The sequence below is a fragment of the Pseudomonas sp. LBUM1641 genome, assembly GCF_059716235.1.
On sequence record NZ_CP166815.1, the window covers coordinates 1,031,721 to 1,044,540 of the forward strand.

Below are 12,820 nucleotides of genomic sequence, written 5' to 3' on the forward strand. Positions count from 1 at the left end.
ATTCTCTAGACACCTTGCAAGCTCATTGCGTAACGTTTTTCAAACTCTACCGGTGACAGCTGATTGTTGAAACCATGGCGGCGTTTTGCGTTGTAGAACATTTCGATGTAATCAAACACATCACTGCGAGCATCTTCCCGCGTGGTGTAGATTTTTCGCTTGATCCGTTCCCGTTTCAGAAGCTGGAAAAAGCTCTCGGCCACGGCGTTGTCATGACAATTGCCTCGGCGGCTCATGCTGGCAACCAAATTGTTTGCCTTCAAAAAACTGCGCCAATCGGAGCTGCTGTACTGGCTGCCCTGGTCGGAATGAACCATCACCTCTTGTTTCGGTTTTCGCCTCCAAACCGCCATCAATAACGCATCAATGGCCAAATCACTGGTCATCTGCGCCTTCATTGACCAGCCAATGACCTGACGAGAAAACAGATCCAGCACCACCGCCAAATACAACCAACCTTCATACGTACGAATGTAGGTGATGTCGGTGACCCAAATTTTGTTAGGTTCTACGACATCGAACTGGCGCTCCAGTAAATTGGGTGAGGCGACCGCTGGCTTACCGCCGTATTTGCCAGGACGGCGTCGATACCCTGTCTGAGAGCGCAGACCTTCAAGACGCATCAGCCTCGCCACACGATGCCGACCACAAGCTTCACCGACCTCGCGCAGGTCGTCATGGATTTTGCGATAGCCATAAACTCCGCCGCTCTCCAGCCACGAGTGCTTGATCAAACCCAGCAATCGCTGGTCGTCTTTAGCGCGTGCAGATTGCGGCTCAGACAACCAAGCGTAATAACCACTGGGATGGACTTTCAGCGTCAGGCAAAGCCGTCGAATGGAATAGTCGCCCGCGCGCTGCTTGATAAAGGCGTACTTCAGCCGCACTCCTTGGCAAAGTACGCGGCGGCCTTTTTTAAGATGTCTCGCTCTTCAGTGACCCGCTTGAGTTCCGCTCGCAGACGACGCAGTTCAGCGTGCTGATCGTCGTCTTGCTGCCGTTCTGCCTGAGGTTTGCTGTAGCGCTTTATCCAGGCATAGAGGCTATGCGTCGACACGCCAAGACGCGCCGCCACATCAGCGACAGGCAGCTTCTTTTCGGTCACTTGATTGACCGCTTGGATTTTGAATTCTTCGGGATAACGTGGGTTGCTCATGGCACCTCCTGATTGGCCTCAGTTTAAGGCATGGAGGTGTCTACGAAACCCGGGGCGATTCACATAGGTATCAGCCAATTCGCGGTAGACGACACCTGGGTGCGGGCTCGCCACAACCTGTCGAGGTAGCAGAGCCACGCCAAAACCCGCTGCCACCAGGCTGACCATACTCGACATCTGCCAGGCCTCAAGGGCAATGCGGGGGTTGAATCCGGACGCTTCACAGGCCAGCAGGAATTTGCCGTGCAGGCTGGGGATCCTGTCGGCGGGAAATGCCATGAACGAGTCGTGAGCCAGATCCTTCAACCACAGCGTTTCTCGGCCTGCCAAAGGATGAGCGGTAGGCAGCACTGCGATTAGTCGCTCGGTCTCGATCACCTGTGTGTGTATATCACCAAGATTGGCGACGGGCAGCCGGACGATGCCCAAGTCGATTTTACTCGCCTGCAATTGGCTGGCCTGTTCGGCGGAGGTCAGTTCACGCAGGTCGATATGGATGCGGGGAAAGGCTTCACGAATCTGCGCCAGCAGCCGGGGCAACAGCTCGTAACTCACTGAACCAACGAAGCCAATGGTGAGTCGGCCGTCAATACCTTCGCTCGCGCGCACGGCAGCATCGATCGCTTTTTTACTCCGATCGAGCAACTCTCGCGCTTCACCCAGAAAGACCTCACCAGCAGGCAGCAGCGAAACTGAGTGTCGGTTTCTGGCGAGCAGCGGGACACCGACCAGTTCTTCGAGATTTTTGATGGCTTGGCTCAGGGGCGGCTGCGCCATATGCAGCCGCAGCGCTGCGTGGCCAAAGTGCAGCTCCTCAGCGACCGCGATGAACTGTTGGAGTAATCGGGTAGATATCATCAGGCGCTCGTTCAAAACTGAGGAACCAGCATACCAATCCAGCGGCATGCTGGGTTCCTTGGAGGGGTCAGACTTGTGCCGACCCGCCATCCACGAACAGCTCGCTACCATTGACGAAGGAACTTTCGTCCGAAGCCAGGAACAGGGCAGCGGCGGCGGTTTCTTCTGGTCGGGCGAGGCGACCCAGTGGAGTGGTACTTTCGACGAACTGGATCATTTCCCGGTTAGCCTTCTCATCGGTCGCCAGATCGTGCCATCCAGGTGTGGAAGTGGCGCCTGGCACCAGCACGTTGACGCGGATCTTGCGCGGTGCCAGGTCGAGGATCCAGTTACGAGCGAAGTTACGAATGGCAGCCTTTGAGGCCCCATAGACACTGAAAGCGGGTGTGCCGGTGATCTGCGTTGTCGACCCGGTCAAGATGACAGAAGCTCCGTCCTTGAGCAGTGGAAGGGCCTTTTGCACAGTGAACAAAGTGCCTTTCACGTTGGTTGCAAATGTAGAATCGAATTGCTCTTCCGTGATTTGCCCGAGTGGGGCGAAGCTGCCACCGCCTGCATTGGCAAACAGCACGTCGATAGAGCCCGCTTCACGTTTTACGATCTCATAGAGGCGATCCAGATCGGCCAAGTTGGAGATATCGGCTTGGACTCCTCTGGCGTTACCTCCTACCTCAGCCACAGCAGCGTCCAGTTCTTTTTGTCGCCGACCACACATGAACACCGTCGCGCCTTCGGCTGCAAAACGTTTGGCTGTCGCCAGGCCAATTCCACTATTTGCGCCTGTGATGACAGCGATCTTTCCAGTTAGTTTGCTCATTACGTTCTCCAGGTTTTTTTGAATTCCATTCGAGTGTGCGCTGATACATTCTGTTATGGTAGTACCTACCTAAAGGTGCGTACCGAGATTATCGCTATGAGTTCGATAGAAAAAGACTGTGGTTTGGAAGTGGCTTTGTCGGTCATCGGCGGCAAATGGAAGCCCATCGTGCTGTTCTACCTCAACGGAGGGCCGCGTCGGTATGGGGAGCTGAAGCGCCTTGTAACAGGCATCAGCGAAAAAGTACTGATTCAGCAGCTGCGAGAGTTGGCCCGAGACGGGATCATCCAACGTCGTGATTATCACGAGGTGCCGCCTCGGGTTGACTACGAAATGACTGAGTTTGGGCAATCGCTCTCAGCCGCTCTGGTGCCGCTCTGTGATTGGGGAACTGCCAATCGCGCTCGTGTGCAGGCTTTGTTTACCTTACCTGCTGAGCCTGCGGCGTCTGGAAATTCAGTCAAGTAAGGTTCGATGCAGCTCAGGCGGGCCACCCAGACTGTAACGATAGGTTCTTGGCAGTGTGCCGTCTGATTCGGTCACACTCAGCGCCAGACCGAGTTCTACGCCGATCAAAGCGCGCCCCGAATAACTCATGCGCTCGGGTGATCGCTGCAGCGCTGCGATTAAATGTCCGCTGAATTCTGGAGATTCGCGACGAGTTTTCGGTCGTGACTTTTCTGGAAGGCTGTCGAAGTAGGCACGCGCGCGTTCGGTATCCAGACCGCCCATCCAGATCGAAACTGCAGCGATACCATGAGGCCGAAGCTCCTTGGCCATGTCGGCAACCATCTTGTCGGAGCCTGCTTTCTGAGCCCCGTAAGCAGGTCCTTGATGGTAGGAAACCGCTCCATAGTGGCCAGTATTCACGATGAGGCCGACGCCGCTGGCGATTAACAACGGGGCAGCGTAGTAGCTGGCGATGTAATGGGAACGCAACCCCACGGTGATGAGATCGGCTTCATCTATTCGGCGCTCCCAGAAGCCGGGAGAGGTCAAAACCGGCGGCACCTTGGCCGCGTTATTGACCAGGATGTCCAACTTGCCATGGTCTCGCTGGATAGTTGAAAAAAGGGCCTCAACCTCGGCGTCGACATTGTGATCAAGCACCGCCGCTATACCTCGACCTCCCGCTTGCGTTACCAAATCTGCCGTGTCGTGCACGGTACCGCCGAAGGGGCTGTCGGCAGAAGCCGTGCTGCGACCTGTTACGTACACCGTCATACCTGCCTTCCCGAGCGCAATTGCGATGCCTTTTCCTGCTCCACGGGTAGCGCCTGTGACGACGGCTACCAACTCCGAATCTGAGGGCATATCGATCTCGCTTAACTGTCAGTTTAAGAAACGATGCCTGCCGTGAGGATCTAGAACCAATAACGACAAGCGTAAAAAATGGTCATGAGCGTGCCTGTTCCGATTACGACTGCGCGTACCAGCCAGCTTGGCAGCCAGCGAGTCAGGTGGCCCCCGGCATAGCCGCCGAGCAGCGCGCCAACGAGCATGGGCAAGGCCGCGGCCCAAATTACGGCGCCCTTGACGATGAACACCACGACAGCCGCTAGGCTGACGCTGCCTGCAATGAGATTCTTCAGGACCTTGACCTTGCGGATGTCCTGCGGCTCGCGCAACGCAATGACGGCGGACAGCAGGATGCCGAGGCCTGCGCCGAAAAAGCCGCCGTACAGTGAACTGAGTATCAGCGCGGGCAACGCGCCTTTCGCGACAATGGATGCACGCCGCTGCATCGACCATCGGCCGAGCATCGGCGCCACCGCGAAGAGTGCAGTGGCGAAGCCGATCAACGCCGGCACTGGCAACATGAAAGCTTCGCTAGGCAGCGCGAGCAGCAGGCCCGCGCCGACCATGGCCGCACAGAAGGCAATGACCAATGACCCGATCAGTTGCCTATCCAAAGGCGGCATCTTGTGTCTGTCGGCCAGTGCCGCAAGCCAGTGCCCTGGTGCGATGGCAACTGCGTTAGTGGCATTGGCCAGCACCGGAGGCAATCCGCCCATCAGCATGATCGGAAAGGTAATCAACGTCGCCCCCCCAGCCACGGCATTGACCACTCCGCCGACAATGCCGGCGCTGAACAGCAACAACATTTGATTCATTCCCGACTCCTTTACAGTCGGGGGGAAGATACCTTCATGGCCAGATTCATCTCTCGTACGTTTGTGACCGGCCGAGGCTTTTCCGGTAAGCCCCAGGGGTCGTGCCGAACACTCGGAAAAAATGCCGTGCCAAATGGGTTTGATCGAAGAAGCCGCAGGCGGCTGCGACATCCGCCAGTGCCGCTCCAGACCGAAGCTGGCGACGGGCATCGTTCAAGCGGGCCACGACATTATGGGCGTGAGGCGGTATACCGAACTTTCGAGTGAATTTGCGGGTGAATGCTTCTCGACTCAGGCCGGCTTTTGCAGCCAATCGGGCAATGTTTGGTTCTGCTGGGATAATCGCATCGTGAGCATGAAAGAGCGCACCAATAGCGCTGGCGTGCGTGTCGGCACCTGGGCGAAAGGTGAGCACATGCGGTTGAACGCCTAGTTCGAGGTCGCTGACGTAGAGATTCAGACAACGTGTCCCAGACTGCACTTCCGGCAGGCTGGCGTGAGGACAGCCTGCGGGGATGTACAGGCAGGAACCCGCCGGAACGTTGATGCACTCGCCACCGATGCGAAAGAATCGACTTCCGCTGATCACGAAAGTGAGTTGATGTTCATCATGGAAATGCACGCCAGACACCGGTGTGTCATCGCCTGACCAAGCGCCGTATTCGGCGAAGTCATCGCGCCAATAGGTCCACATCCACTCACTCCGGTTTTTACCTGTGATTCGTTTATGATGGCGTGCATCCTGACAATCGGACCCGACATGAGCCCAACGCGCGACGCCTTCGCCAGCCGTCTGATCAACTACAAGACCATCGCCGACAGCATGGCCACTTTGCTGTTTCCACACGCAGAGGTGGTGCTGCACGATTTGGCGACGCAAACGGTCGTGCACATCGCCAACAATATCTCCAAGCGCAAGATCGGCGACGACTCGGCGTTGGAAGAGGTCGGTGGCGATCTGAGCCAGCAATTGAGCTTGGGTCCTTACGAAAAACTCAACTGGGACGGCCAGCGCGTAAGGTCTATCACCAGTGTCCTGCTGGATGATCAGGGTAAGCCCGAAGTGGCGCTGTGTATCAACCTCAACTATTCAGTACTGGAGCAGGCGCGGGATGCGCTGAATCTGTTCTTCCAGGCCAGTCGCATGGTCACCCAGCCCGAAGCGCTGTTTCGTGACGACTGGCAAGAGCGCATCAACACATTCCTGCACAGCTGGCTGCAGGACAGGCACCTGGCGCTCAACAGCCTGACTCGGGCCCATAAACGCGACCTGATCGAGGCCCTGTTTCACGAGGGCGCATTCGACGGTAGAAGCGCCCACGATTATGTTGCCAACGTCCTTAACATGGGGCGCGCAACCGTCTACAAATACGTCAAAGCGTTCCGAGACGCCTGATCGAGAGACTTGAGGAATGGGAGCGAACAAGTCCGCTCCCGATGTCTCAGCGCCGATCACTGTCCATAGATATCGAAGCTGAAGTATTTCTGATCAATCTTTTGATACTCGCCGCTAGCCCTGAGCGCGGTAATCGCGCTGTTGAAACGGCTCGCCAGGTCCTGATCATTTTTGCGCACAGCAATGCCCACGCCATCGCCGAAGTATTTGGGATCGCGCAGTGGCTCCCCCACGAACGCGTAGCCCTTGCCATTGTCTGTATCGAGAAAGCCCAACTGCACGGCGACGTCATCGCCCTGTACCGCATCCAGACGACCTGCCAGCAGATCGAGATAAGCCTCGTTCAGCGTGGCATAGCGGACAACCTCCGCGCCTGCGGGCACCAGTATTTCAGTTGCGAATCGGTCATGGGTGCTGGACCGCTGCACGCCAATGCGCTTGCCCTTCAGGTCACTGAAGTTGCTGCTAAGAGCAGAGCCTTTCTTCATCGCGATACGGCTGGCGCTCTGGTAATACTTGTCGGTGAAATCCACCGATTTCTTGCGGTCTTCAGTGATAGTCATCGAGGACAGAATCGCGTCGATCTTGCGCACTTTCAGCGAGGGGATCAGACCATCGAACTCCTGCTCGACCCATACGCACTTGACCTCCATCTGCTTACAAAGCGCGTTACCGATATCGTAGTCGAAACCGACTATTTGGCCATCGGCGGCCTTGAAAGCGAAAGGAGGATACGCCGCTTCGATGCCGATCCTTAGGGCGTCCTGGGCGAACGTCGGTGGGGCGGCGAATGCGCAAACGAGTGAGAGAGTAGTCCAACGCAACAACGGCTTTACAGTCATGATTCAGATCTCCGGCAAGTCGCCAGTCAAAGAAGGTCGATGAGCGTCCCGACGGAGCAGGGACGCCTGTTGCAGCGGCAGTAAAGCGATTGAAAGTCAGGTCCTCACGCTTGGGCGCAGGATTCCAGTGCGCAGCGGGATATCTGTGCATCCTGTACGGCGACACCGGTCAGATCGATGACGGTGATTTGCTTGTCATTGCTGCGGGCGCTTACATCGCCTGCCAGCACCTGACCGAGCTCCAGCAGTTGTTCCTTGTCGATCAGGCCTGCTTTCAGAGCGTGAGAGATTTCCCCGTACTGGCTGCACTGGACGATCGAATCCACGACGATGACATCAGCGCGGCCAACCAATTCCGGATCCAGTTCCTGCTTGCCCAAAGTGTCCGCACCGACGGCGGTAATGTGGGTCCCTGGGCGGATCCATTCGCTTTTAAGCAATGCTTCACGGGAAGGCGTGGTGGTAACGATCAAATTGGCCTGCAGCGCGACCTGCTGTGCATCGAGTGTGGTTTCCACGCGAAAACCCAAAGCCTGGGCAAAGCCGCGATAGGCATCAAGTTCTGACTGCCTGCGCCCCCAGACAATGACATCGCGGCAATCGGTGACGGCCATCAATTGCTCTAGTTGCATGCGCGCCTGCATGCCGGTGCCGACGATACCGATTGCTTGTATGTTCGACGGCGCCAGTGCTTTCGCGGCAATTTGCCCGGCGAGCGCGGTGCGGATGCAGGTCAACCAGCCACCGTCCTGCAACAACGCCAGCGGCTGCCCGGTCTGGGCCGACAGCACCAGCATCAGGCCATCATTGCTTTCCAGCCCTTTGGACGGGTTGTCATAAAAGCCGGTGGAAATCTTCACCGTGAAGGTTTCCGCACCCTCCACCCATGCTGATTTGACGCAACAATCGCCGTTGGACTGCGGGAAAACGAAATTCTGCACCGGCGGGACCTTGACCTTGCCCTGCGAAAACGCGATGAAACCTTGCGCGACCTGTTTGGCTGCCTCGGTCAGGTTCAACGCGCTGATGATCTGTTGCTGGCTATAAACCTTCACTGGATGGCTCCGACGAATTTTTCGAGAAGTATGTTGCGGCCGCACAGGACCACTGCGATGCGTTTGCCTTGAAAGTCGCCAGCCAATTTCAGAGCCCCGGCCAAGGCGACGCCCGCAGCGCCTTCGATGATCCAGCGCTCATAGCGCGCGACCGCTTTCATGGCTGTGCGGATGTCGTCTTCACTGACCAGCACTGTGCGATCGATGACGCGCTGACACAGGGGGAAGGTGATGCTGCCGGGCTCGATGCCACCTGCTGTGCCATCGGAAAGGGTGTCCAACTCTTCCATTTCGATGATTTCGCCGGCGGCCAGCGAGCGTTCCATGGTTGGGGCGTTTTCCGGCCAGCAGCCGATGATCTGTGCGTTCGGGCTGAGGTGTTTGAGCGCCGTGCCGATGCCTGAAATCATTCCGCCGCCTCCGACTGCGACGAACACCGCATCGACGTCCGGCAGTTGTTCCTGGATTTCCATGCCAATGGTGCCTTGGCCCGCAATGATTTGCAGGTCGTTATAAGGCGAAATGAAGAGCGTGCCCCGGCGCTCGGCCACGCGCGCTGCTTCCAGCTCGACGCTCAGCGGATCGGTATCGAGGGTGACGACATCGGCACCCAGAGCGCGGATCGTATCCAGTTTCAACGCCGAAGCCGTGGTGGTTGCATACACCGTGACTGGCACACCGGCGGCCTTGCCCGCCAGTGCCACGCCTTGGCCGTGATTGCCGGATGACGCGGTGATTACACCTTGCTGGCGCTGCTGTTCGGTAAGCAAACGGACCTTGTTGCTGGCGCCGCGAAATTTGAACGATCCCGTGTGTTGCAGGTGCTCACACTTGAGATACAACTCGACTCCGCTTAAGTCTGACAGACGCGGGCTATAGGCCAGCGGAGTTACTGCAACCCCCGGACGTAGCTCCGCGTGGGCCTGCTGGATGGCGCCGAACAGCTTGGCGAAAGTTTCATTGTCGATTGCCATGAGACGTCCTCTTTGAATATTTGATTAGAAGTGCTGCAGCAACTTGCCTGGCTGACGGTGCGGCAAGGGTGTCTTACTGGCGAGCAAGGCAACGCGCTGTCCTGCGCGGACAAGCTTGAAAAGAGGTTGCACGATCACCACGCCATCAACATCGCTATTCACCGGAATTCGGGGGGTGCCCAAAGGAGCATCAAGCGGCACGATTTCGGCGATCAGCTCACCGCGGCAGACAGCTTCGCCGAGACTTTTTTTCCACACGAGCAGGCCGTTGCCGTTTGCCTGTAAATGCGAAGCGCCCTCCAGCGGATACACCTGGACCAGACGCACGTCCGGTTCTGGCACCTCCAGCGCCAACAGACCCTCGCGAGCCAAGAAGCGCAGAATGCCTTCGGCGTCTTCCCGTGCGAGCTCGTCATCGACGTCCGCCTGTCCGCGTAGCTCGATGCTCGCCGCGAAGCCCCTCTGCTCCGGAGCGGCCAGCCCTTGTTCGACGAGTATTTTCCAGGGCTTGTTGTAGGCTTCGTCGAAGGGCTGGCCGCCTGCTTCGTCCTCGAGGAAAACTGCTCCGATGTTCATGCAGGCCGCGAGCTCCAGGGCACGTTTATGCTGATCGTTGATGCAATACAGATGCATCACGGCCGCCGTATCGCAGTGCAGATCGAGTACCAGATCGTGTTTGAACGCTTCCTGGAGCAGCGCTCGCTTGTTGCTCGCCACGCATTCCTGTGACTCAAGGCCAATTAGCGATTGAGCGAGCAGATGCTTGAGTTCTGCTGTGTCGGTACGCTGCCCGATCAATGGAGAGACGATCTGCGAAAGCGCTTGAGTGGCATCCGGGAAATTACGATTGAAGTTTTCCCCGTTGGCCAGATTGAAGCGCCCGGTCACATAACCGAACACGTTTTGTCCGAGTCCAACAGGATTCGCGAAAGGGCAAATCACGATGTCCCCAAGGATGCGCTGCTCTTGTTCCAGCGTCTGCAAGCGCTGCAGCAGGTGCTGTACAACCAGCAAGCCGGGGTGTTCATCGGCGTGCAGGCCTGCCTGAACATAGGCGCTACGTTCGCCGCTCCCGCCTGTGAATCGGTGCTTGAGAATTTGATGCTGGCTGCCTGGCGCAAGCGAGGGCAGCGTCACGATCTCTGTGATGATAGGCATGGCGACAACCAAGCGACGTGGAATATTAATCTACGGTAGATCTATTTTCCATGTACTGCAATGGTTTTTTTAGAACTGGAAGTGGCCAGTGGTAGAGAGATCTAGGGCTGCGCTCCTTTGAACCGACAGCAGGGCGGAGAGCTGGCTAGGCACCATCCCAGTGTTGATGCTCACATATCGATACCAACTCGCTATCGATCTGCCTCTCTAACAAACCGGCGAAGGTGGAGCATCTGATCCCTCATCAGCTCACGTCTTTGTGAACCTGTAGATCCGTGGTGAAACTCCCATAACACGATTAAAAGCTGCACTGAATGCAGTCTCGGACTCATAACGATGAGTGAGAGCGATAGACGAAACTGTGGCTTTGGTCTCCACCAGAGCTTGGCTGGCGAGACGCATCCGCCAGTGCAGCAGGTAGTGAAGCGGGCTGGTCCCAAGCGCGACATGCCTACGCAGCGCCCAAGGTCACCAAACCTCCATTGTCCAAATGGAGCCGCGTGTATGGTGGCCAGTGCTTTGCTCACTTTCGCGTCGGCCAGCGGCGCCAACTAGACCTGCGGTGGAGCGGACTGTTCTGATGACAGGTAGATACGGATCATCTGGATTAGCATTATTTGGGTCAGTTGTTCGAGCATTGATGCAGATCCCGCCTCATCTGAGCGTTGCTCGACCACTATCGCTTCACGAACCCAGTGCAGCCGGTTCGCTGCGTCTCCCTGCACTTTGATATGGCAGTCTATGGCGTGAGTCAGCTATCGACCCAAAGCCGCCCCTCGCGAATGGCGGCATTCGGCCAAGAGCAGCCTGTCGAGTCACGCACAGAGATAGGCTCGATACGGAAAGATCCGTAATCGAATTCAGCGCTGCTAAATAACCGCGCGCTTTTTGATGAATGCAAAATGCGTTGGGCCATCATTGACGAAGGTTTCCACTCTAACGTTCCTGTAAGCCCGCATTGGGGGCAACCCTTGGCCGAAAGGTCCTCCAGCATCAACCCCTCTCAACCACCGGTGCATGTTCGGCCATCAACTCTATGACCCAGTCGATAAATACTCGCACCTTGGTGCTGACATGACGGTTGGGTGGGAATGCCAGATACATCGGCATCGGTTCCATGTGCCATTCCTCAAACAGCGGCAGCAGCTCGCCGCCGGCTAAGTGCGGTTTGGCCATGTACTGCGGTAGCCAAAGCACGCCCAGGCCAGCCAGACCTGCGGCAAGGTATGCATTGCCATCGTCGATAATCAACAGCGGGCGGCCTTGGACCTCGATGATCTCCTCACCCCGCTGCATCGCGTAGGGCAAGGCCTTCCCCGTACGCGACCAGAGAAAGCCGACAGTACTGTGCCTGCCCTCATCCAGTTCTCGTGGATGCGCCGGCTTACCCAAACGCCGCAGGTAGTCTGGCGCGGCATAGATGCCGAGCTTGAGGTCACCCACATGCCTTGCCACCAGGGACTGATCGGTGATCTCGCCGCCACGTACTACGCAGTCGATGTTTTCGCCAATGATGTCGATGATGCGATCGCTCACGCCCATGGTCAGCTGGATTTCAGGGTAGCGTGCGTAGAATCCTGGCAAGGCGGGTATCAGTACCATGCGCGCCAGCGGACTGGGCACGTCCACCCGCAACCGGCCGCGTGGTGCAATCGATGCGCTGGACAGGCTAGTCTCGGCATCGTCCATATCGGCAAGCAGCCGGATGACGCGCTCGTAGTAGGCCGCGCCATCGGCGGTGATGTTGACCTTGCGTGTGGTGCGGTTGAGCAGGCGCACGCGCAGCCTCGCCTCCAGTTGCTGGACGAGTTGCGTCACGCTGGTCTTGCTCATGTGCAGGGTGGCTGCCGCCTTGGTGAAGCTGCCGGTTTCCACCACTCGGACGAAGGCCTGCATCGCATCGAAACGGTCCATTTCACGCCTCACTCGGGTCGGGATAGTTTGGATTCTACAAACAATCATGACCAGAGTTGCTCGTTTATCCAGGCCGGCGTTTTTTTTACAGTGGCTCCATCTTAAACAGCGGGCCGCGATGGCCCTGAAGGAGATATGCCATGACCAGTAAACGTGATGTGGTTTTCCCGCCTGACCGCCATGCACTGTACGAACTGCACCGCTACTCGCCGGCGATTCGCTCCAATGGCTTTCTGTTCGTATCCGGCCAGGTCGGCAGCCGCAAGGATGGCTCGGCCGAACCGGACCTCGTGGCACAGGTTCGCCTGGCCTTCGCGAACCTCAACGCGATCCTGGCAGAGGCCGGCAGCAGTTTCGACGATGTGGTCGACACGACCATCTTCATGGTCGACCCCGACTTGAAATTTGAAACTATCTGGGAGATAGCAGCTGAGTACTGGGGCGAAGCGCCCTACTCGACGGCGACCGCCATCGGCGTGACCTGGCTGTCCGGCTTCGACTTCGAGATCAAGGTGATCGCCAAACTACCGGAATAA

Annotated in this window: 16 protein-coding genes; 3 read left to right on the forward strand and 13 right to left on the reverse strand. The window is 57.4% G+C overall.

The features are described from left to right. Positions 1 to 5: 5 nt before the first annotated feature. The 3 genes from ACA046_RS04565 to ACA046_RS04575 all read right to left on the reverse strand — a co-directional run bounded on the left by ACA046_RS04565 (position 6) and on the right by ACA046_RS04575 (position 2,831). A protein-coding gene (locus tag ACA046_RS04565; RefSeq protein WP_497675450.1) for an IS3 family transposase occupies positions 6 to 1,156 on the reverse strand; the annotation gives its coding sequence in 2 pieces (ribosomal slippage) (positions 6 to 922 and positions 922 to 1,156; 1,152 coding nt in all). A gap of 18 nt (positions 1,157 to 1,174) precedes the next feature. Continuing rightward, the gene (locus ACA046_RS04570) at positions 1,175 to 2,062 is read right to left on the reverse strand and encodes a LysR family transcriptional regulator (protein ID WP_497675989.1); all 888 of its coding nucleotides are present in this window, start codon (positions 2,060 to 2,062) and stop codon (positions 1,175 to 1,177) included. A gap of 19 nt (positions 2,063 to 2,081) precedes the next feature. Then, positions 2,082 to 2,831: an SDR family NAD(P)-dependent oxidoreductase gene (locus tag ACA046_RS04575; RefSeq protein WP_497675990.1), complete on the reverse strand. Its 750-nt coding sequence runs from the start codon at positions 2,829 to 2,831 to the stop codon at positions 2,082 to 2,084. Positions 2,832 to 2,927: 96 nt separating this feature from the next. Here ACA046_RS04575 and ACA046_RS04580 point away from each other — a divergent pair, with 96 nt between their 5' ends. After that, the gene (locus ACA046_RS04580; RefSeq protein WP_497675991.1) at positions 2,928 to 3,299 is read left to right on the forward strand and encodes a winged helix-turn-helix transcriptional regulator; all 372 of its coding nucleotides are present in this window, start codon (positions 2,928 to 2,930) and stop codon (positions 3,297 to 3,299) included. Here the strand turns inward: ACA046_RS04580 and ACA046_RS04585 are convergent. Genes ACA046_RS04585 through ACA046_RS04595 form a run of 3 tightly spaced genes read right to left on the reverse strand, consistent with a single transcriptional unit; the run spans position 3,288 to position 5,639 of the window. Beyond that, a complete protein-coding gene (locus tag ACA046_RS04585) occupies positions 3,288 to 4,145 on the reverse strand; it encodes an SDR family NAD(P)-dependent oxidoreductase (protein ID WP_497675992.1) in 858 nt (285 codons plus the stop codon). The genes ACA046_RS04580 and ACA046_RS04585 overlap by 12 nt on opposite strands. Positions 4,146 to 4,195: 50 nt before the next feature. After that, positions 4,196 to 4,945 (reverse strand): sulfite exporter TauE/SafE family protein, encoded by a 750-nt coding sequence (locus tag ACA046_RS04590; RefSeq protein ID WP_497675993.1) that lies wholly within the window; start codon positions 4,943 to 4,945, stop codon positions 4,196 to 4,198. Between the two features lie 46 nt (positions 4,946 to 4,991). Further along, the gene (locus ACA046_RS04595; protein WP_497675994.1) at positions 4,992 to 5,639 is read right to left on the reverse strand and encodes an AraC family transcriptional regulator; all 648 of its coding nucleotides are present in this window, start codon (positions 5,637 to 5,639) and stop codon (positions 4,992 to 4,994) included. 66 nt (positions 5,640 to 5,705) lie between these two features. On the opposite strand from ACA046_RS04595, the gene ACA046_RS04600 reads away from it, so the two are divergent. Further along, complete coding sequence (locus ACA046_RS04600) at positions 5,706 to 6,341, forward strand: helix-turn-helix transcriptional regulator (protein ID WP_497675995.1); 636 nt, start codon at positions 5,706 to 5,708, stop codon at positions 6,339 to 6,341. A gap of 56 nt (positions 6,342 to 6,397) precedes the next feature. Here ACA046_RS04600 and ACA046_RS04605 read toward each other — a convergent pair whose 3' ends face one another. From ACA046_RS04605 to ACA046_RS04635, 7 genes are all read right to left on the reverse strand, one after another. Beyond that, positions 6,398 to 7,183, reverse strand: coding sequence for an ABC transporter substrate-binding protein (locus ACA046_RS04605; RefSeq protein WP_497675996.1), 786 nt, complete (start codon positions 7,181 to 7,183; stop codon positions 6,398 to 6,400). A 104-nt stretch (positions 7,184 to 7,287) separates the two neighbouring features. Continuing rightward, positions 7,288 to 8,238: an ornithine cyclodeaminase family protein gene (locus tag ACA046_RS04610; RefSeq protein ID WP_497675997.1), complete on the reverse strand. Its 951-nt coding sequence runs from the start codon at positions 8,236 to 8,238 to the stop codon at positions 7,288 to 7,290. Beyond that, complete coding sequence (locus ACA046_RS04615) at positions 8,235 to 9,212, reverse strand: threonine/serine dehydratase (protein WP_497675998.1); 978 nt, start codon at positions 9,210 to 9,212, stop codon at positions 8,235 to 8,237. The genes ACA046_RS04610 and ACA046_RS04615 overlap by 4 nt, the downstream gene beginning before the upstream one ends. A gap of 24 nt (positions 9,213 to 9,236) precedes the next feature. Beyond that, on the reverse strand, positions 9,237 to 10,370 hold the full coding sequence (locus tag ACA046_RS04620; RefSeq protein ID WP_497675999.1) for a succinylglutamate desuccinylase/aspartoacylase family protein: 1,134 nt from the start codon (positions 10,368 to 10,370) through the stop codon (positions 9,237 to 9,239). Between the two features lie 249 nt (positions 10,371 to 10,619). After that, a complete protein-coding gene (locus tag ACA046_RS04625) occupies positions 10,620 to 10,829 on the reverse strand; it encodes a helix-turn-helix domain-containing protein (protein ID WP_497677045.1) in 210 nt (69 codons plus the stop codon). A 92-nt stretch (positions 10,830 to 10,921) separates the two neighbouring features. Next, the gene (locus tag ACA046_RS04630; protein ID WP_497676000.1) at positions 10,922 to 11,095 is read right to left on the reverse strand and encodes a cupin domain-containing protein; all 174 of its coding nucleotides are present in this window, start codon (positions 11,093 to 11,095) and stop codon (positions 10,922 to 10,924) included. Positions 11,096 to 11,363: 268 nt separating this feature from the next. Beyond that, positions 11,364 to 12,284 (reverse strand): LysR family transcriptional regulator, encoded by a 921-nt coding sequence (locus tag ACA046_RS04635; protein WP_497676001.1) that lies wholly within the window; start codon positions 12,282 to 12,284, stop codon positions 11,364 to 11,366. A gap of 140 nt (positions 12,285 to 12,424) precedes the next feature. Between ACA046_RS04635 and ACA046_RS04640 the strand changes: the two genes are divergently transcribed. Then, a complete protein-coding gene (locus ACA046_RS04640) occupies positions 12,425 to 12,820 on the forward strand; it encodes a RidA family protein (RefSeq protein WP_497676002.1) in 396 nt (131 codons plus the stop codon).